This is a genomic window from Flavobacterium notoginsengisoli, from assembly GCF_042686225.1.
In the GTDB taxonomy this organism is placed as follows: domain Bacteria; phylum Bacteroidota; class Bacteroidia; order Flavobacteriales; family Flavobacteriaceae; genus Flavobacterium; species Flavobacterium notoginsengisoli.
The window spans coordinates 16,534-37,311 of sequence record NZ_JBHUOT010000002.1 but is presented as its reverse complement, the minus strand read 5'-3'; the positions used below and the strand labels follow the sequence as shown (position 1 = coordinate 37,311).

The 20,778-nt window shown below is 33.9% G+C and carries 19 protein-coding genes; 14 read left to right on the top strand and 5 right to left on the bottom strand.

All coding sequences use genetic code 11. The features are described 5' to 3' along the window. Positions 1–16 precede the first annotated feature (16 nt). The 6 genes from ACFS3A_RS05370 to ACFS3A_RS05345 all read left to right on the top strand — a co-directional run bounded on the left by ACFS3A_RS05370 (position 17) and on the right by ACFS3A_RS05345 (position 4,751). Positions 17–835, top strand: coding sequence for a hypothetical protein (locus ACFS3A_RS05370; RefSeq protein WP_379824419.1), 819 nt, complete (start codon positions 17–19; stop codon positions 833–835). Between the two features lie 5 nt (positions 836–840). Continuing rightward, positions 841–1,623 (top strand): fatty acid desaturase family protein, encoded by a 783-nt coding sequence (locus ACFS3A_RS05365; RefSeq protein ID WP_379824417.1) that lies wholly within the window; start codon positions 841–843, stop codon positions 1,621–1,623. Between the two features lie 103 nt (positions 1,624–1,726). Next, positions 1,727–2,644, top strand: a complete 918-nt coding sequence (locus tag ACFS3A_RS05360; protein ID WP_063970545.1) for an IS982 family transposase — start codon at positions 1,727–1,729, stop codon at positions 2,642–2,644. Between the two features lie 104 nt (positions 2,645–2,748). Next, positions 2,749–3,657, top strand: coding sequence for a TIGR01777 family oxidoreductase (locus tag ACFS3A_RS05355; protein ID WP_379824416.1), 909 nt, complete (start codon positions 2,749–2,751; stop codon positions 3,655–3,657). Between the two features lie 172 nt (positions 3,658–3,829). Beyond that, positions 3,830–4,285: an SRPBCC family protein gene (locus ACFS3A_RS05350; protein WP_379824414.1), complete on the top strand. Its 456-nt coding sequence runs from the start codon at positions 3,830–3,832 to the stop codon at positions 4,283–4,285. A gap of 70 nt (positions 4,286–4,355) precedes the next feature. Further along, positions 4,356–4,751 (top strand): DUF1090 family protein, encoded by a 396-nt coding sequence (locus ACFS3A_RS05345; protein WP_379824413.1) that lies wholly within the window; start codon positions 4,356–4,358, stop codon positions 4,749–4,751. Between the two features lie 360 nt (positions 4,752–5,111). Here ACFS3A_RS05345 and ACFS3A_RS05340 read toward each other — a convergent pair whose 3' ends face one another. Next, positions 5,112–5,924 carry a hypothetical protein gene (locus ACFS3A_RS05340; RefSeq protein ID WP_379824412.1) on the bottom strand — a complete coding sequence of 271 codons (813 nt, stop codon included), beginning with the start codon at positions 5,922–5,924 and terminating at the stop codon, positions 5,112–5,114. A gap of 224 nt (positions 5,925–6,148) precedes the next feature. Between ACFS3A_RS05340 and gcvP the strand changes: the two genes are divergently transcribed. The 6 genes from gcvP (at position 6,149) to ACFS3A_RS05310 (ending at position 13,837) form a co-directional block, all read left to right on the top strand. Further along, positions 6,149–8,998, top strand: a complete 2,850-nt coding sequence (gene gcvP, locus ACFS3A_RS05335) for an aminomethyl-transferring glycine dehydrogenase (RefSeq protein WP_379824410.1) — start codon at positions 6,149–6,151, stop codon at positions 8,996–8,998. Between the two features lie 569 nt (positions 8,999–9,567). Then, on the top strand, positions 9,568–10,626 hold the full coding sequence (locus ACFS3A_RS05330; protein WP_379824409.1) for a 3-oxoacyl-ACP synthase III family protein: 1,059 nt from the start codon (positions 9,568–9,570) through the stop codon (positions 10,624–10,626). Between the two features lie 160 nt (positions 10,627–10,786). Further along, positions 10,787–11,314 (top strand): methyltransferase, encoded by a 528-nt coding sequence (locus ACFS3A_RS05325; RefSeq protein ID WP_379824408.1) that lies wholly within the window; start codon positions 10,787–10,789, stop codon positions 11,312–11,314. Positions 11,315–11,401: 87 nt separating this feature from the next. Beyond that, the gene (locus ACFS3A_RS05320; RefSeq protein ID WP_379824406.1) at positions 11,402–12,250 is read left to right on the top strand and encodes a glycosyltransferase; all 849 of its coding nucleotides are present in this window, start codon (positions 11,402–11,404) and stop codon (positions 12,248–12,250) included. 79 nt (positions 12,251–12,329) lie between these two features. Further along, positions 12,330–13,076: an MlaE family ABC transporter permease gene (locus ACFS3A_RS05315; protein WP_379824405.1), complete on the top strand. Its 747-nt coding sequence runs from the start codon at positions 12,330–12,332 to the stop codon at positions 13,074–13,076. Continuing rightward, positions 13,076–13,837, top strand: a complete 762-nt coding sequence (locus ACFS3A_RS05310; protein WP_379824404.1) for an ABC transporter ATP-binding protein — start codon at positions 13,076–13,078, stop codon at positions 13,835–13,837. The genes ACFS3A_RS05315 and ACFS3A_RS05310 overlap by 1 nt, the downstream gene beginning before the upstream one ends. A gap of 69 nt (positions 13,838–13,906) precedes the next feature. On the opposite strand, the gene ACFS3A_RS05305 is transcribed toward ACFS3A_RS05310, so the two are convergent. The 4 genes from ACFS3A_RS05305 to ACFS3A_RS05290 form a co-directional block, all read right to left on the bottom strand. Further along, positions 13,907–14,515, bottom strand: a complete 609-nt coding sequence (locus tag ACFS3A_RS05305) for a SprT-like domain-containing protein (protein ID WP_057114965.1) — start codon at positions 14,513–14,515, stop codon at positions 13,907–13,909. A gap of 54 nt (positions 14,516–14,569) precedes the next feature. Then, positions 14,570–15,247 carry an SDR family NAD(P)-dependent oxidoreductase gene (locus ACFS3A_RS05300; RefSeq protein WP_379824402.1) on the bottom strand — a complete coding sequence of 226 codons (678 nt, stop codon included), beginning with the start codon at positions 15,245–15,247 and terminating at the stop codon, positions 14,570–14,572. Between the two features lie 35 nt (positions 15,248–15,282). Next, complete coding sequence (locus ACFS3A_RS05295) at positions 15,283–16,254, bottom strand: M28 family peptidase (RefSeq protein WP_379824400.1); 972 nt, start codon at positions 16,252–16,254, stop codon at positions 15,283–15,285. 130 nt (positions 16,255–16,384) lie between these two features. Continuing rightward, positions 16,385–17,527, bottom strand: coding sequence for an acyl-CoA dehydrogenase (locus ACFS3A_RS05290; RefSeq protein ID WP_379824399.1), 1,143 nt, complete (start codon positions 17,525–17,527; stop codon positions 16,385–16,387). Positions 17,528–18,016: 489 nt separating this feature from the next. Between ACFS3A_RS05290 and ACFS3A_RS05285 the strand changes: the two genes are divergently transcribed. Next, positions 18,017–18,592 carry a chalcone isomerase family protein gene (locus tag ACFS3A_RS05285; RefSeq protein ID WP_379824397.1) on the top strand — a complete coding sequence of 192 codons (576 nt, stop codon included), beginning with the start codon at positions 18,017–18,019 and terminating at the stop codon, positions 18,590–18,592. 142 nt (positions 18,593–18,734) lie between these two features. After that, positions 18,735–19,961, top strand: a complete 1,227-nt coding sequence (locus ACFS3A_RS05280; RefSeq protein ID WP_379824395.1) for a Glu/Leu/Phe/Val dehydrogenase dimerization domain-containing protein — start codon at positions 18,735–18,737, stop codon at positions 19,959–19,961. Positions 19,962–20,778 lie beyond the last annotated feature (817 nt).

Sequence of the window (20,778 nt, the reverse complement as noted above, 5' to 3'; positions counted from 1 at the left end):
TTTAAAACCAAAAATCATGAAAACGTTAGAAAACCAAACCTTACTTTATGATGAAGATTGTCCGCTTTGCAGTTTATACACCACTGGATTTGTAAAAAGTGGAATGCTTGATGAAAACGGGAGAAAATCGTATTGCCAATTATCTAAAGAAGAACAAAGTTTTGTAGATTTAAAACGTGCTCCAAACGAAATTGCTTTAGTCAATAATAAAACTAAAACCGTTACATACGGAATTGATAGTTTAATAAAAGTTATTGGTTTTTCTTTTCCTTTAATTGAAAAAATTGCGACTATAAAACCAATTCATTTTATTCTGAAGAAAATGTACTCTTTTGTTTCTTATAACCGAAAAGTAATTATTCCGGGAAATGTAAAAGAAGAAAACAAACTGCAATGCACACCTGATTTCAATTACAAATACCGATTTCTTTTTATTGGATTTGCTTTGACCATAACGACTTTTATTCTTTTTGGCTATTCTAATTTGATTCCGGTTTTGCCAAAAAGTAGTATTACCAGAGAAATCATTTTAGCTTTTGGACAAATTGTTTTTCAAAGTTTATTTCTTTTAAAATTAGACAAACAAACGATTCTCAATTACGCAGGAAATATCATGACCGTTTCTTTGATGGGAAGTTTGATTTTGATGCCGATTTTAATTTTAAGTCACTTTTTCCAGCTTCCGCAAATGATCGTTTTAGGCTGGTTTGGAGTAACGGTTTTCATTATGTTTCTGGAACATTTTAGAAGGGTAAAACTTTTAAAACTTCCTTTTTACTTATCTTACACTTGGATTCTGTATAGAACTCTCGCTTTGTTTTTAATTTTAAACTAAACAAAATGACACATCAGGAAATACTCAAAAAAGTAGAATGGAAAGATTTAAAAAATCTCACTTTTAAAGAAATGCTCATTGAAAACAACTTGACAATTCCGTGGTTTATAATTTCTATGGCGTTGGCTTATTTTGGGTATTATTTACTTGCCCTGCCTTTTTCAGCATTTTTCTTTTTAGCGGGTTTGAGACAAGTTCACAATGGTTTTCATAATTCATTAGGAACAAATAATATTTTAACGTGGCTTACTCTGTATGTAAATAGTATTTTATTGATGGTTTCAATTCATGCTGTCAAGTTTAATCACATCAGACATCATAAATATTGTTTATCTGAAGAAGATTACGAAGGAAAATCAGCTCGAATGACTTGGTACGGCGCTATACTTTACGGACCAATTCACATGTTTTTGATTCATAAAGTAACTTTGCAGAAAGGAAATAGAAATTATGTTAAGAATGTCATTTTAGAATTAATTTCCATAACTATCGTAACATTCTTTATTTTTTATTTTCAAATTCATTTCCTGATTTATCATGTAATAATTATGGTCTTCGCCGAATTTCTAATGGCATTTTTTGCAGTCTGGACTGTTCATCATGATACCGAAGAATCTCCAGAATTTGCCAGAACGCAGCGTGGAAAATGGAAAAACAAAATCACTTTTAGCATGTTTTACCATTTGGAACATCATTTATTCCCGGCAGTTCCAACGATTAAACTTCCGGAATTAGCAAAAAGAATTGATGAAGCACTTCCTGATATTGAAAAAAAGCAGACTTTTTAAATAACCTGAGTTCGGGATAAGAATAGAAATAAGATTTGTGTAAAATAGCAATAATTCGTATATTTAAGTATCTAACATTCAAATATTTAAACGAATTACTGCTATGGATTTGAAAGACCAAATTACGAATATTTTTGTACAAATTGATGATTTTTGTAAAGAGTTTAATGCTCAAATCAAGAAAATGAAACTTGAAGCACTCGGCGATAGCAAGAAAAGAAGAAACAGAGCCTCACTAATGTCAGATTCTGAAATGATCACCATTATGATTGGCTTTCATCTGGGCGCTCACAAAACGTTTAAGCATTATTATAAAGAAATTGTTTGTGGCTACTGGAAAGACTTATTTCCTAAAAGCCTGTCTTACAATAGATTTATTGAACTTCAGCAAAGAAGCTTTGTGGTTTTTGCCTTGTTTCTGAAAGAAAAATGTTTGGGAAAATGCACAGGAATAAGTTTTATGGACAGTACAACTTTGAAAGTTTGCAGAAATCAAAGAATCCATAATCACAAAGTTTTCAAAGGTTTAGCAGAGCGCGGAAAGTCTTCAATGGGTTGGTTTTATGGGTTCAAGCTTCATCTGATTTGCAATGAAAAAGGAGAGCTATTATCCTTTTATATAACGAAAGGGAATGTGGATGACCGAAATCCGAAACATATTAAAAATATGACAGATCAACTCTTTGGAAAACTCTTTGCCGACAAAGGATACCTTTCCAAAGCACTTTGGGAGATGCTTTTTGCAGATGGAATACAACTTTTCACAAAACTTAGAAAGAATATGAAAAATCATATTATGAAAATGGAAGACAAGATTTTGCTGAGAAAAAGAGCCATCATTGAGACAATAAATGATGAATTGAAGAACCATTGTCAGGTAGAACACACCAGACATAGAAGCGTGAACAATTTTATGATGAACATTTTGGGAGGGCTAACCGCTTATTGCTTCTTTCCAAAAAAACCGTCACTCAACTTGAAAAAAGTAAATGACGGTCAATTATTTTTAAACTTCGCTTAAACCGAACTCAGGTTAAATAGTAAAATACAGTTTGCCACGAATTGATATTAAGTAAAACACTTCAAAAAAATTTGTGGAATTTGTGGCAGAAAAAAAACTCAACCATGAAAAAACTCATAATCGCAGCTGGAACTGGTTTTTTAGGACAAGTTTTAGTCCATCATTTCAAAAATAAATTTGAAGAAATTGTAATTCTAACGAGAGGAAAATCTCAGACAATTGACGGAATTAAATATCTAAACTGGAATGCCAGAACTTTTACTGGCTGGGAAAAAGAATTGGAAAACGCAACAATTCTAATTAATCTCGCCGGAAAATCTGTTGATTGCCGTTATACGAAAGAGAACAAAAAAGAAATTCTTTTATCCCGAATTGAAAGTACCAAAATTCTAAACAAAGCGATTTTGAATTGCAAAAACCCGCCGAAACATTGGCTGAATTCATCTACAGCAACTATTTATCGTTTTTCATTAGACAAACAAATGGATGAAGTTGATGGCGAAATTGGAAATGATTTTTCTATAAATGTAGCTCTTTCCTGGGAAAAAGCTTTTTTTAAAACTGAAACGCCAATGACAATGAAAACTGCTTTGCGGACTTCTATTGTTTTAGGAAAAAATGGAGGCGCTTTTATTCCGTTAAAGACTTTGGCAAAAATTGGTTTTGGAGGAAAACAAGGAAGCGGCAATCAGTTTGTGAGCTGGATTCATGAGGACGATTTTGCAAGTGCGGTTGATTTTATTATTCAAAAAGAAATGACTGGTTTTATCAATATTGTTTCTCCGGAACCAATTCGAAATATTGATTTTATGGAAAAACTTCGAAAAGCTGTTGGTTTTCCTTTTGGAATTCCGATGAATAAATTCTTTCTGGAAATTGGTTCTTTTTTTATTCGAACAGAAACAGAATTGGTTTTGAAAAGTCGAAACGTAGTTCCGAAACGACTTTTGGAAAATGGGTTTGAGTTTAAGTATGGGGATATTGATGAGACTTTTCGAGATTTGTTGCGATAAAACTTCCCGCATTTTTGTCATCCTGACGGAGGAAGGATCACACACGAAGCTCGACAAAGAATTGTCGATATACATAGCGGAGTTTCTAGTATGATCCTTCCTCCGTCAGGATGACAAGATTGTAGCTAAAGGATATTTCGCAAAAACTTCCACAAAATTAAACCTATCGAAAATGACAATAATAAACCTCACAACAAAAATAAACGCACCAAAACAAATCGTTTTTGATGCATCTCGAAATATTGACATTCATCAGCAATCGGCAAGTCCTTCAAAAGAAAAGGCAATTGCGGGCGTAACCTCTGGTTTAATAAATTTAAATGAAACGGTAACCTGGCGCGGTAAACATTTCGGGTTTTATATCACGCATAAAAGCCGAATTACAGTAATGGATCTATATGAATATTTTGTAGATGAAATGGAAAAAGGCAAATTCAAGTCGTTCAAACATGAACATTTTTTTGAGGAAGAAAATGGATTTACCATTATGAAAGACAAATTGCAATATGAAACTCCTTTTGGCGTATTCGGTGAACTTTTTGATATTTTATTTTTAGAAAAGCATCTTACTAATTTTCTTTTGGAGAGAAATAAAGTTTTGAAAACCGTTTCGGAAAAACTCATTTAAGATAAATTGCTTAATTTTATAAGTATCATTCTTAAAAAGAATTGATTACAAATCAAAAAAAATCAGACTTATGAAATTAAAAACGATATTAACTGTAGTTCTATTTCCCCTTTCTTTTATCGGATTTTCTCAAAGCAATTGTGCCACTCTAAAAGGATGTGAAAGAAAGCTTTGTGAATTGAATGTAAAATTAGCAACTGCAAAAAAAGCTGGAAATCAAAATCAGATAAAGGGTGTTGAAGAAGCTATTGCACAGACCAAGAAAAACTGCACCACTAAAACAGTAAACAAAGATCTTGACAAAAAAGTAAAAGAGAAACAACAAAAAGTCAACGAAAGAACTGCCGATTTGAACGAAGCGATTAAAGAGAAGGAAAGCAAAGAAAAAATCGACAAGAAAAGGAAAAAACTAAATGAAGCGAAAGCTGATTTGAATAAAGCTTTGGCTGAACAGAAAGCGAAATAATTTTTTCTCACGCAGATTTAACAGATTGAGCAGATAAAAAAACAAATTCAATTGCCTACAGCTTTAGCTGTAGGATAAATTATGATAGATTGTTTCTTGGCTTTAGCCAAACTTTGTCATTTGGCTAAAGCCCTTATTGAAGACTTCTTTTAACTCCAGCTAAAGCTGGAGGCAATTCAAAATTTAATAATTAATAAAATTCTCTTTTGAAAATGAATTTTCCTCGTTTTACGTTTTGCGTGAGGGATAGGAGCTGGCTACCGAAGTAGCGCGGATAGCCCGGCCCCGATTTGATAAGTGGGCGAATAACCGTAAAGCATTTTGCCCACTTATCAAATCGGGGGCACGCCCAGAATATTTTTAAAGAAAAACGATCATCAGCCACCAAAATATTGGTACACTTTCGACCCAAAAGGAGGTGTAATATTTAGAGCGATTTGGATTGGCAAAAAAGATAAATAACATCAGCATGATGACCATAATAAGATTTATAATCGCATCGTGATAGTTGAATGTTGAAATAAAAACTTCTAAAAACCAAAACGGAATCAACAGTAGAAATCCTAAAAGTTTGGTTTTCTTAACGCCAATTGTCTGCGGAACGGTTTGCAGATGCGGATCGTCATTGGCTAAATCGATGATTTCAAAAACTAATATCAAAACGAAAACCAATACAAACCGCTGAATGCATTTGATAAAGAAATCTGTCGTAAACGGAATTTCGGCATTTATTAAAGGTAAAACCAAAGTAGCGCCAACCCAGCAAAGTGCGACAATATAAATTTTTACGCCCGCCCAATTTCGGGCATTTCTTCTATTAGGAAAAAACGGCAAAGTATAAAGTGCAGTAATCAGAAAAATTACGACAGAGACAATTTGGGTGATCCTCTTTAAATGGAAAAAATAATAGCCAACCAAAATGAGCGAAATGAAACTCAAAACAGCGATGATTTTTAATTGCGTACCGATTGGATTTTTCTTTACGCGGACAAGTGCATCATATTTTACGAAATTATATCCTACAATTGTTCCAAAGAAAACAAATAGTGCCATTGGCTCATCGTACTGAATATGAAACACATGAAACGTTATTCGGACTAAAGCATAACACGATAAAGCCACGTGAATACTGCTGTTTAAATAAAAATTGAATATTTGTTTTAGAAGTTTCATATTGCGAAATCTAATCAATTGGTAACAAATCAACTCTTTAGTTAGAAAATTGACAAAAATTGAAGTTAAAAATACCCATTAAATTATTAATAATACTTAATTTTGCGCCACAAAAAAACAACACATTTACTTTAAAATGTAATAAACCTTGTGTAGCATGAGATTACGTCAAATAAAACACCCGGCAAATTACTTTTGATCTTTAAAAAAATAGACTGCTACAAATGAAAACAGATGCTTTTGCTTTAAGACACATTGGTCCAAGAGAAACAGATCTTCAACACATGTTACAAACCATTGGTGTTGACTCGATTGAACAACTTGTTTACGAAACCCTTCCGGACGATATTCGTTTAAAAGCGCCTTTGAATTTGGATCCTGCTATGACAGAATTTGAATTTGCAAATCACATTCGCGACTTAGGAAAGAAAAACAAAACATTTAAATCATACATTGGTTTGGGTTATCACCCAACTATCGTTCCTGCGCCAATTCAGAGAAATATCTTCGAAAACCCAGGATGGTATACAGCTTACACGCCTTACCAGGCAGAAATTGCTCAAGGTCGTTTGGAAGCAATTTTAAATTTCCAGACTACTGTTATCGAATTAACAGGAATGGAAATTGCCAATGCCTCTTTATTGGATGAAGGAACTGCTGCTGCAGAAGCTATGGCTTTATTATTTGATGTTCGTACGAGAGATCAAAAGAAAAACAATACACATAAATTCTTCGTTTCTGAAGAAATTTTACCTCAGACTTTATCTGTACTTCAAACACGTTCAACTCCAATTGGAATTGAATTAGTAGTTGGAAACCACGAAACATTTGATTTTTCAAATGAATTCTTCGGAGCGATTTTACAATACCCAGGAAAATATGGTCAGGTAAACGATTACAGTGCTTTTGTTGCTAAAGCAAAAGAAAACGAAATCAAAGTTGCCTTTGCTGCTGATATTTTATCACTTGCAACTTTAACTTCTCCGGGAGAAATGGGCGCTGCTGTAGTAGTTGGAACAACACAACGTTTTGGTGTACCAATGGGTTACGGTGGTCCTCACGCTGCTTATTTTGCAACTAAAGATGAGTACAAACGTTCTATGCCAGGTCGTATCATTGGAGTTTCTGTTGATGCAAACGGAAACCGTGCTTTACGTATGGCTTTAGGAACTCGTGAACAACACATTAAACGTGAAAAAGCGACTTCTAACATTTGTACTGCTCAGGTTTTATTAGCGGTTATGGCCGGAATGTACGCAGTTTACCACGGTCCAAAAGGATTAAAATATATTGCAAATAAAGTTCACGCATCTGCAGTTACTACTGCTGAAGCTTTAAATAAATTAGGAGTTTACCAAACCAACACAGCTTACTTTGATACGATTTTAGTAAAAGCTGATGCTCAAAAAGTTAAAACAGTTGCTGAGAAAAACAAAGTAAACTTCTTCTACCCTGATGCTGACTCCGTTTCTATTTCATTAAACGAAACAACTTCTGTTGCAGACATCAACCAAATCGTTGCAATTTTTGCTGAAGCTTTAGGAAAAGAAACAGTAACAGTTTCTGAATTAACTGAAGCTAGTCAATTACCTGCTTCATTAGAAAGAACATCTTCTTTCTTAACGCATGATGTTTTCAACAATCATCATTCAGAAAGTCAGTTGATGCGTTACATCAAAAAATTAGAGCGTAAAGATTTATCATTGAATCATTCGATGATTTCATTAGGTTCTTGTACAATGAAATTAAACGCAGCTTCAGAAATGTTGCCTCTTTCAATGCCAAACTGGAATAGCATTCACCCATTTGCACCAGTTGACCAAGTTGAAGGCTACCTAACAATGCTTAAAAAATTAGAACAGCAATTAAATGTAATTACTGGATTTGCCGGAACAACTTTACAGCCAAACTCTGGAGCTCAGGGAGAATATGCTGGATTAATGGCAATTCGTGCTTACCACATGTCAAGAAACGAAGGTCACCGTAATGTATGTTTGATTCCTTCATCAGCTCACGGAACAAATCCTGCTTCTGCAGCGATGGCCGGAATGAAAATCATTGTTACAAAAACAACTCCGGAAGGAAATATTGACGTAGAAGATTTAAGAGAAAAAGCGATTGAACACAAAGATGATTTATCTTGTTTAATGGTAACGTATCCATCTACTCACGGAGTTTTTGAATCTTCGATTATAGAAATCACAAAATTAATCCACGATAATGGCGGATTAGTATATATGGACGGTGCAAACATGAACGCACAAGTTGGATTAACAAATCCTGCTACAATTGGTGCTGACGTTTGTCACTTAAACTTACACAAAACATTCGCTATTCCTCACGGTGGCGGTGGACCAGGAGTTGGACCAATTTGTGTGAACGAAAAATTAGTTCCGTTCTTGCCAACAAACCCAATCTTAAAAGTTGGTGGTGAGCAGGCAATTACAGCTATTTCATCTGCACCTTACGGATCTGCTTTAGTATGTTTAATCTCTTACGGTTACATCACCATGATGGGAGCTGAAGGATTAAAAAGCGCAACAGAGCATGCAATCTTGAATGCAAACTATATGAAATCTCGTTTCGAAGGACACTACCCAATTCTTTATACTGGAGAATGCGGAAGAGCGGCTCACGAAATGATTTTAGATTGCCGTTCATTCAAAGAAAACGGAATCGAAGTTGGTGATATCGCAAAACGTTTAATGGATTACGGTTTCCACGCTCCTACGGTTTCTTTCCCAGTTGCTGGAACTTTAATGATTGAACCAACTGAATCTGAGGATTTGGCTGAGTTAGACCGTTTTTGTGATGCTCTTATCTCCATCAGAAAAGAAATTGAAGCTGCAACTGCTGATGACAAAAACAACGTATTGAAAAATGCACCTCACACATTAGCAATGTTAACTACTGATAACTGGGACTTCCCTTATACTAGAGAAAAAGCTGCTTATCCATTAGACTACATCGCTGAAAATAAATTCTGGCCATCTGTTCGTCGTGTAGATGACGCATACGGAGACAGAAACTTAGTTTGCAGCTGTGCTCCAATCGAAGCTTACATGGAAAGCTAAAGTTTAGTTTTCTTACAAATATTTAAACCCGACAGATTTTAAAAACCTGTCGGGTTTATTTTTGTTTCAGGTTTCAGGTTTCAGGTTTCATGTTTCAGGTTTCAAGTTTCAAGTTTCAGCATAACTTGAAACATGAAACAAAAGAAACAAATCTAAAATTAAGCAGGGCGTGCCACCATCCCGATAAAAGGGCCAATTTACTTTGCGCTTATTCGCCCTTTTATCGGCATGCTGTCGGGCTATCCGCACTGCTTCGGCAGTCAGCTCCTATCCCTCACGCAATCAAAACTATAAAGATCAATCGGTTTTAAAAGAAACATAACTTTACATCTATCTTTTGTGAAATTATTTCAATAAATAAAAACTAAGTATAAAAAAATTTCGATCATTAACTTAGCTTCAATCGTTTGAAATCAGGGAAATATTAAAAAATCATTAAAAGAAACACAATATATCTTCTAAAAAATTGTTATTTGATAATTATATGCATGCATACTATTTTTTATGATAGTTATCATAATATTATTTATACATTAGCGCTAAATTTATCGGATAATTAAAGGGAAATAATGAAAATAAAAATAATTGGTATTGGAAGTTACATTCCTAACCTAGAAGTTAAGAATACGGATTTTGACAAACATATTTTTTTAAATGAAGATGGAACTCCATTTGGTTACCCGAACGAAGTCGTAATTAAAAAATTTAAAGGTATTACCGGAATCGAAAACCGACGTTATGCCGAACCTCAATATACTGCCTCAGATTTAGCCTTCTTTGCTGCTGAAAAAGCAATTGCAAATGCAGGAATCGATGCCGAAACTTTAGACTACATTATTTTTGCCCATAATTTTGGCGACGTAAAAACAGGAACACATCAAACCGACATTTTACCAAGTTTAGCTACACGTGTTAAAAACAAATTAGGAATTAAAAATCCTAAATGTGTGGCTTACGATATTCTTTTCGGGTGTCCAGGCTGGATTGAAGGCGTTTTACAAGCCAATGCTTTCATTAAATCCGGAATGGCAAAGAGAGTTATGGTAATTGGCGCAGAAACGCTTTCAAGAGTGGTTGACGATCACGATCGCGATTCGATGATCTATTCTGATGGAGCTGGAGTTTCTATCTTAGAAGCTTCAACAGACGAAGCTGGATTATTGGCTTACGAAAGTGCTACTTACGCTAATGATGAAGCGAACTATCTTTTCTTTGGAAAATCATACAATCCAGATTTAGATCCGGATATTAAATATATTAAAATGTACGGGCGTAAAATTTACGAATTTGCTCTTAGCAATGTTCCGTGCGCTATGAAAAGCTGTTTAGATAAAAGCGGTATTTCAATTGATGAAGTTAAAAAAATCCTGATTCATCAGGCAAACGAAAAAATGGACGAAGCGATTATTGAACGTTTCTACAAATTATACGATAAAACAGCGCCTAAAGACATTATGCCAATGAGTATTCACGATTTAGGAAACAGCAGTGTTGCAACTGTCCCTACTTTATATGATTTGATTTTACAAGGAAAAATTGAAAATCATGAAATCAACAAAGGCGATGTGGTGATTTTTGCTTCAGTTGGAGCAGGAATGAATATTAATGCTTTTGTTTACCGATACTAGTCGCAGGTTACAGTCACAGTATTCAGTTTAGTTGACTGTAAACTGTGACTGAGACTGAAAACTAAAAAAGTCCGCATCTTATAGTGCGGACTTTTTTAGTATATTTGCGACCTAAATAATTAAATCAAGAACGACAGATACTTTCGTTCCTCGCAATACTATGTACGAAAAAACGTTTCCGAATAAAAGATTCAAACTTACTTTAGAATTTTTGCAAAAACACGTTAGCACATCTGAAACCATTTTTGATTTTGGTGTCCCAAATCCGTTTTCTAAAATAATGGAAGAAAATGGCTATACGGTAAAAAACACAAAAGGCGAAGATTTAGACAACGATCAAACCGCTTTGCAGACGGAAGATTATACTGTTTTTACTGCATTTGAAATTTTCGAACATTTATTAAATCCGTACACCATTTTACAAAATGTAAAATGTGACAAATTGTTAATTTCGATTCCGTTGCGTTTATGGTTTTCGCCAGCCTATCGTTCTAAAACCGATATGTGGGACAGACATTACCATGAATTTGAAGACTGGCAATTGGACTGGCTTTTAGAAAAAACAGGATGGAAAATAACCGATCGTCTACAATTTACACATCCGGTAAAAAAGTTTGGACTTAGACCATTATTAAGATATTTTACACCGAGATATTATCTTGTTGTCGCGGAAAAAGTTAAGAACTAAGATTACTGATTAACGATTTTTGATTTTTGATTTTAGATGACTTTCACAGCATCTAAAATCTAAAGTCTAAAGTCTAAAATTCTTAAAATGAAATATTACATCGTCATTCCCGCGCATAACGAGCAAGATTTAATTGGCCTGACCTTACAATCTTTGGTTTCCCAAACTGTTTTGCCTTCAAAAGTGGTTGTTGTAAATGACAATTCAACAGATAAAACGGAAGAAGTTGTATTGGGTTTCGCAAAGGAAAATCCATACATTTCTGTTGTAAACAAAACTTCAGATGCCATTCATATGCCGGGAAGCAAAGTAATTCAGGCTTTTCAGAAAGGTTTTGAAACATTGGATTCTGATTATGAAATTATTGTAAAAATAGACGGCGATTTAATCTTTCCTCCTAATTATTTTGAAACCATAATCAAACATTTTGAATCTGACCCTAAGATCGGAATGGCTGGCGGATTTTGTTATATTGATAAAAACGGCGAATGGGTTCTGGAAAATCTAACAGATAAAGATCATATTCGCGGTGCTTTAAAAGCCTATCGAAAAGAGACATTCCAACAAATTGGAGGCTTACGACCGGCAATGGGCTGGGACACGGTTGATGAATTACTTTGCAAATATTACGATTGGAAAATAGTTACCGACGAATCTTTACATGTAAAACATCTAAAACCAACAGGAGCCAATTACAACAAAACAGCCCGATACAAACAAGGCGAAGCTTTTTATACTTTAGGATACGGTTTTTGGATTACAGCCATTGCTTCGGCAAAGCTCGCCATGATGAAGAAAAAACCATTTCTGTTTTTAGATTATATTAAAGGATTTATGAAAGCCAAAAGTGCCAAAACTCCTTTATTAGTCACTCCCGAACAAGCTAAATTTATTAGAAATTATCGTTTACAGAAAATGAAACAAAAGTTAATTTGATTGCCAAAACAATCGAAAAACCAGAACTCATAACTCAAAACTCATAACTTCTTTTTACCTTAGCCAATATTTAAAAATTATGATGCTAATTCGTTATTTATCCCAAATTGGGAGATATTTTTTAATGCTGAAAGAAATTTTCAATAAACAGACCAAATGGCCTGTTATGAAAAATCTTATTCTTAAAGAAATCGATGATCTAATTATTGACTCTCTTGGAATTGTTTGCTTTATCTCTTTTTTCATCGGAGGAGTTGTAGCCATTCAGACAGCATTAAACTTAACTAATCCATTAATTCCAAAATATTTAATTGGTTTTGCTACTCGTCAATCTGTGATCCTGGAGTTTGCTCCTACTTTTATTTCGGTAATTATGGCTGGAAAAATGGGATCTTATATTACTTCAAGTATCGGAACAATGCGTGTTACAGAGCAAATTGATGCTTTAGAAGTTATGGGGGTTAACTCTTTAAATTATCTGGTTTTCCCAAAGATAATCGCTTTATTAATGTATCCTTTTGTAATCTGTATTAGTATGTTTTTGGGAATTTTTGGAGGATGGATGGCTTCTGCTTATGGTGGATTTTCAACAAGTGAGGACTTTATTGCCGGAGCACAAATGGAATTTATTCCTTTTCACATTACATACGCTTTCATTAAAACTTTAATTTTTGCAATGTTATTGGCTACCATTCCTTCTTTTCATGGGTATTACATGAAAGGTGGTGCATTGGAAGTTGGTAAAGCAAGTACCGTTTCGTTTGTATGGACATCAGTTTGTATCATTCTTTTTAATTATATATTAACTCAATTATTATTAGGATAATGATAGAAGTAAAAAACATAGAAAAATCATTTGGCGACAGTAAAGTTTTAAAAGGCGTTTCGACCGTTTTTGAAACTGGAAAAACCAATCTGATTATTGGACAAAGTGGATCCGGTAAAACGGTTTTATTAAAAACATTGCTAGGAATTCATACACCAGACTCAGGAACAATTGAATTTGATGGAAGAATTTATTCTGATTTAGATAAAGACGAAAAAAGGGAACTAAGAACTGAAATCGGAATGGTATTTCAAGGATCCGCTTTATTTGATTCGATGACTGTTGAGGAAAACGTTGCCTTTCCGCTAAAAATGTTCACTAATAACAATAAAGCGCAAATTAAAGAGCGTGTTGATTTTGTATTAGAAAGAGTAAATTTAATAGACGCACATAAAAAGTTACCATCGGAAATTTCGGGAGGTATGCAGAAACGTGTGGCAATTGCACGCGCGATTGTAAACAATCCGAAATATTTGTTTTGTGATGAACCAAACTCTGGTCTCGATCCAAATACTTCTACTTTGATTGATAATTTGATTCAGGAAATTACCCGAGAATATAATATCACAACCGTAATTAATACACACGATATGAACTCTGTTATGGAAATCGGAGAAAATATTGTTTTCTTAAAAAAAGGAGTAAAAGCCTGGCAAGGAACAAAAGAAGAAATTTTTGTAACCGATAACAAAGATATTGTCAAATTCGTGTACTCTTCTAATCTGTTTAAAAAAGTAAGAGAAGCTTATTTAAAAGGTTAAAATCTTTTAAATTCAAATATTTAAAATCCCAAACTCCAAACTATTTCTAAATTGGAATTTGGGATTTTTTTATTGTGATTTCAAAGTAATTAATTCAACTTCAGCATTTGGATTAAATAGATATGTTTTACCTGAGCTAATTTCTAAACATTCAAAACGTTTTGTCCTTACTGCTATTTTCTTAAAAACTTTACCGTTTTTGATTCTGAAAATACTTCCATATGGAATTTCAAAAACATAATTTTTATCATTCTCTTTATCATATTGCTTTAAAGCCAAAGACAAAGTCGTATCTGTATCACTACTAGCCGAAGGGTTTTTAAAATGTCTCGCCAGCAAAGGCAAAATATGACCCGGGAATATTTCCGGCCTGATAAACGGAACCATTAGACGCTGAAAAGTGTATTTCCACTCGTTTCCATGTGGCTTTATATTTCGTCCAAATTTCTCAAAAGCAACCAAATGTGCAATTTCGTGAATCAATGTGATTAAAAATCGATATTTATTCAAACTGGCATTAACCGTAATTTCATGTTTTCCACTTGGTCCGCGTCTATAATCTCCATGACGGGTCTGACGTTCGTTTACAATTTTCAAATGTACCTGATTGGCCACTATCAAATCGAAAACGGGTTTTACCGCATGTTCAGGAATATATTTAGCTAAAGTTTCGCTCAATTTAAGGTTAAATGTTATTTGTTAAATGTTAGACGTTTTAAATTGGAATTTAAACTACGGATTCGTTGATGAAACTTCTAATACTTTTCCATTAAAATATTTATTTCCATTTAATGTAAAATCATAAATATAAGTTGCCATTCCTTCAGCAGAAATTGGTGCCTGATAACCTGGAAAAGCTTCATTTAGCATTTCGGTCTGAACAGAGCCTAAAGCTAAAACATTAAATGAAATTCCTCTTTCTTTGTATTCTTCTGCTAGTAATTCGGTCAAAGTAATTACAGCACCTTTACTTGAACTGTAAGCCGCTAATCCTGCAAATTTAAGACTTCCTCTAACCCCTCCAATAGAGCTGATGGTTACAACGTGGCTTCCTTTTTGTAAATATGGAAGACATATTCTTGTAAGATTCGCAACTGCAAAAACATTTACTTTATAAATACTTTCAAAATCTGCCTGAGTGGTTTCTGCAAAAGGTTTTAAAAGTAATGCTCCTGCGTTATGAACCACTGCGTCAACATTTTTCCATGTTGAAGAAAGAAAACTTTCTACTTCTTTTAAAGCTGTCTCATCTGCCAAATCGATAGATAAGCAAGTCACATTTTGATGTTCTAAAAGCGTTTTGGGTATTTTTCTTGAAATGGCTAAAACCTGATTACCAGAATTAGCAAACTGCAATGCTAATTCGTAACCAATTCCTCTACTCGTTCCGGTAACAATAATATTTTTCATGGAGCAAAAATAATCAAATGCTGTAAAACAGCCTCTTATTTATTCATGGTTATTTCCTGCGCCGGAGAAGTTGCTATTCTAGTAACTGCAGGCAATAATTCCTGAGTAAAAGCAGTAATATGTGGAATATCCATTAGCTTAAACTCATCTGAAACATGATGGTAAAAATCAAAATTTTCAAAATCAAAAGTACTTATGGACTGACATGGTTTTTTGAAAACATCATAAAAGGAATAATTATCCGATCTGTAAAACAATTGGTATTCGGCTTCTTTTGGCAAAAAGCCTATCGTATTCTTCCCTGTATATTCGTTTATTTTGGTTGCCATATTCGATTTATCAAAACCTGTAATATAAGCCAGATAATCTCTTTTCATTGGCACACCAATCATTTCGATGTTTAACTGAGTATAAAGATTGAAATTCTGTACTTTCAATTTCTGCACTAGACTTTTTGATCCTAATAACCCTTTTTCTTCTCCGGCAAAAAATACAATTAAAATGCTTCGTTTGTTTGATTTGGTTTCGCTGAAATATTTCCCCATTGCAGCAACAGAAGTTACTCCCGAAGCATCATCATTAGCTCCGTTATTAATTTTATCAGCCTGTTCTTTTTTCTCTACACCAATATGGTCATAATGCGCACTTAGCACAACAAACTCTTTTTTCAATTCCGGATCTGTTCCTTCAATAACACCAACGATATTAAAAGCCGGACTTTTAAAATTAGTTAAAGTATCACGATACGTTTTAAAGTAAGGTTTGATATTATTCTTTTTTAGAAAATCTTCCAGAAACACCGCTGCTTTTTCAATTCCTTTAGTTCCTGTCTCACGTCCTTCCATTTCATCTGAAGAAAGATATTTTAAGAAATCAGAAATCTCCGTTTCATTGACTTTATAAGTTACTTCAATGGGTTTTGAATTTCCCTCTTTTTCAGGAATAATTGAAGTACCCGATTTACAGGCTAAGAAGATAAAAGGAAGTAAAAAGTATAGCTTTTTCATAATTGTTGGTTTTGAATTCGAACGAAAATTGTCTTAAAAGTATAAACTTATGAAAAGTAAAAGAATATTCATAAAAAAACCCTTCCAAACTAAAAGCCGAAAGGGTTTTCAAATCTATTGCAACCTAATTTTATCCAGCGATAACTGCTCTAGAAATTACGATTTTCTGAATTTCAGAAGTTCCTTCGTAAATCTGAGTAATTTTTGCATCACGCATTAAACGTTCAACATGGTATTCTTTTACATAACCATTTCCACCATGAATCTGCACTGCTTCAACCGCAGTATCCATTGCAACCTGAGAAGCAAATAATTTTGCCATTGCACCACTCACATCATAATTCTTGTGCTGGTCTTTATCCCAAGCCGCTTTCATACATAAATGACGTGCTGCTTCAATATTAACTGCCATATCAGCCAATTTAAAAGCAATTGCCTGATGATTGCAAATTTCGGTTCCAAAGGCTTTACGCTCTTTAGAATATTTCAAAGCTAATTCGTAAGCTCCAGATGCAATTCCCAATGCTTGAGAAGCAATTCCGATTCTTCCTCCAGCTAAAGTTTTCATGGCAAATTTAAATCCGAAACCATCTTCTCCAATTCTGTTTTCTTTTGGAACTTTTACATCAGTAAACATTAAAGAATGCGTATCAGAACCACGAATTCCCATTTTTTGTTCTTTTGGTCCAACAGCAAAACCTGGCATATCTTTCGTCATAATCAAAGCATTGATTCCTTTGTGCTTCAATTCCGGATGTGTTTGTGCAATTACTAAATATACAGAAGCCGTATTCCCGTTTGTAATCCAGTTTTTAGTACCGTTTACCAAATAGTGATCTCCCATATCAATGGCAGTAGTTTTTTGAGAAGTTGCATCACTTCCCGCTTCCGGCTCACTTAAACAGAAAGCGCCATGAATTTCTCCTGAGGCTAAACCTGGCAAATATTTTTGTTTTTGTTCTTCTGTTCCATATTCTTGTAATCCCCAGCAAACTAATGAATTATTTACAGACATTACTACCGAAGCCGAAGCATCAACTTTAGAGATTTCTTCCATTGCAATTACGTACGAAATAGCATCAAGACCACTTCCTCCATATTTTGGATCCACCATCATCCCCATAAATCCAAGTTCACCCATTTTTTTGACTTGCTCCGTTGGAAAAGTCTGGTTTTCGTCACGTTCAATAACTCCCGGTAATAATTCATTCTGAGCAAAATCTCTTGCTGCCTGCTGAATCATTAAATGTTCTTCGGTAAGATTAAAATCCATAGTAGTATTCTTTAAAGTTTTTTCAACCAAATTTCAAACAGAACTTTAGTTGATGGTTTTTTATGTTTTTGTTTTTTTTCAGTTCCTAAACTTTTCAGTTCAAAGGCTTTCAAAGATACTTTTTAAAAGTGTATTTTACAATGCATGCATACAAAATTAATAGATCAGCAAAGATAACGATAACGTTTTCGTGATTATTTATCTTTTTATTCAAATGAACATTAATCTCGCAACAAATCTTTTAAAATTCTGGTTGAATATTTCGGTAAAATAATATTCAAAAACCAAAATTCTGATCAATTTTTCAAGATTTAAAGTTGAACAATTCTTAAAGTGCGCAAAACTACGTAAAACAAGTCTTACTAATTTGATTACTAATATAATAGAAGAAATAAATGTAAATTTCACAGAAAAAAAACATACTGAATTTGAACTAAATATTAATAAATTAGCATTATTTTTGACCAAAAAATAAAAAATTGACAGAACATGAAAAAGATTTTACTATTACTTACACTCCTTTTAATCCTCCCTTTTTATACCGTTTCAGCACAAACTCATATCGATGTTAATGGTGTTACAGTTCCAAGAAAAATAGAATTTCAAGGTAAAACTTTACAACTCAATGGTGCTGGCGGAAGATCAAAAATGTGGTTAGAAGTTTACGTGCAAGCTTTATATTTATCGCAACTAACTCAAGACCCACAATTCATTATTGACAGTGATACTGAAATGGCAATTAGAATTGAAATTACCTCTTCTATGGTTTCTTCTAACAAATTAACAAAAGCCATGAATACTGGTTTTGAAAAATCTGCAGGTTCAAATCTTGAAGAACTTCGTCCAAGAATTGAGCAGTTAAAAAGTTTTCTAAGCGATGCAATTACTGAAAAGGATGTGTTTATTCTAGCCTATAACCCTTTAGATCAAAATGTCTATGTTAGCAAAAATGAAGTTCTAAAAGGAAAAATCGCGGGATTTGATTTCAAAAAAGCCCTATTCGGAATCTGGCTTTCTGACAAACCAGTTGATGAAACACTTAAAAAACACTTATTAGGACAATAATTCTTAATTTTTTAAATATACCAAAAGCCGAAAACCAAATAGTTTTCGGCTTTTCTTTTTTGTTTACTAAATTTACTGCGAAATACATTATTCGCATTATTCTATTTTATACATTTACGCAAAATAAACATATCACAACAAAATGAAAGATTTATTACAACAATTTGAAAACAAGGCACCTGAAATTGTTTTCAATTGGAAAGATTCAGAAACAGAAGCCGAAGGGTGGACAGTAATTAATTCACTTCGCGGAGGAGCTGCAGGTGGAGGAACAAGAATGAGAAAAGGTCTCGACATGAACGAAGTTCTGTCTCTGGCAAAAACTATGGAAGTTAAATTCTCTGTTTCAGGCCCGGCGATTGGCGGGGCTAAATCTGGAATAAATTTTGACCCGAATGATCCTCGCAAAAAAGGTGTTTTACAGCGTTGGTACAAAGCGGTTTCTCCTTTATTAAAAAGCTACTACGGAACTGGAGGAGATTTAAATGTTGATGAAATTCACGAAGTAATCCCAATGACAGAAGAATGTGGTGTGTGGCATCCGCAGGAAGGTGTTTTCAACGGACATTTTAAACCAACTGAAGCAGACAAAATCAATAGAATTGGACAATTGCGCCAAGGTGTAATTAAGGTAATCGAAAATCCTAAATTCTCACCAGACGTTACCAGAAAATATACGGTTGCAGATATGATTACCGGTTTTGGTGTTGCTGAAGCAGTTCGTCATTTCTACGCAACTTACGGAGGAGACATTAAAGGTAAAAAAGCAATCGTGCAAGGTTTTGGAAACGTTGGTTCTGCCGCGGCTTTTTACTTAGCCGAAATGGGAGCAAAAGTAATCGGAATTATTGACCGTGACGGAGGTTTAATTAAAGAAGATGGTTTTTCGTTTGAAGAAATCAGAACTTTATTCTTAAACAAAGACGGAAATAAATTAGTTGCCGACAATATGATTCCGTTTGAAGAAATCAATTCTAAAATCTGGACAATCGGCGCTGAGATTTTCACGCCTTGCGCTGCTTCTAGATTGGTGACTCAAAACCAAATCGACAGCTTAATCGCAAATGGCTTAGAAGTAATTTCATGTGGTGCGAATGTTCCTTTTGCTGATAAAGAAATTTTCTTTGGATCAATTATGGAAGAAGTGGATAGCAAAGTAAGCCTGATTCCTGACTTTATCTCAAACTGCGGAATGGCGAGAGTTTTTGCTTATTTCATGGAGAAAAAAGTGCAGATGACAGACGAGGCAATCTTTAACGATACTTCTGAAACTATTAAAAATGCGATTGTAAAAGCTCATGCTTTGAATTCGTCTAAAACAAATATCAGTGCAACTGCTTTTGAAATTGCATTGAAACAGTTAGTGTAATTTTTATTATACTTTACTATAAGCGAGCTGAATTATATTTGGCTCGTTTTTTTTGTGTTGTAGATTTTTTTAACGCAAAGTGCGCTAAGGTATTTTAATTGGGACGCAAGCAATATCTAAATATTAAGCTCACAAAGCTTTTTCTACATGAAGCTTTGCGAACTTTTAATCTTAGGATTTACTCAAAGTTATACTAAATAAAACTTTGCGTTTCTTTGCGTAAATCTTAGTGTGCTTTGCGGTAAACAACAAGCTGTTTTTTTTTAACGCAAAGTACGCTAAGGCATTTTATTTGGAGCGTAAGCAATATCTAAATATTAAGTTCGCAAAGCTTCATGTAGATAAAGCTTTACGAACTTTTAATCTTAGGATTTACTCAAAGTTATACTAAATAAAACTTTGCGTTTCTTTGCATAAATCTTAGCGTGCTTTGCGGTAAACAACAAGCTGTTTTTTTTAACGCAAAGTACGCTAAGGCATTTTATTTGGAGTGTAAGCAATATCTAAATATTAAGTTAGCAAAGCTTTGTGCAGGCAATTCTTTGTGAACTTTTAATCTCAAAGATTTATTCAAAGTTTAAGGCAAATGAAACTTTGCGTTTCTTTGCGTAAATCTTAGCGAACTTTGTGGTAAACAACAAGCTGTTTTTTTAACGCAAAGTACGCTAAGGCATTTTATTTGGAATGTAAGCAATATCTAAAATATTAAGTTCGCAAAGCTTTTTGCAGGCAATTCTTTGTGAACTTTTAATCTCAAAGATTTATTCAAAGTTTAAGGCAAATAAAACTTTGCGTTTCTTTGCGTAAATCTTAGCGA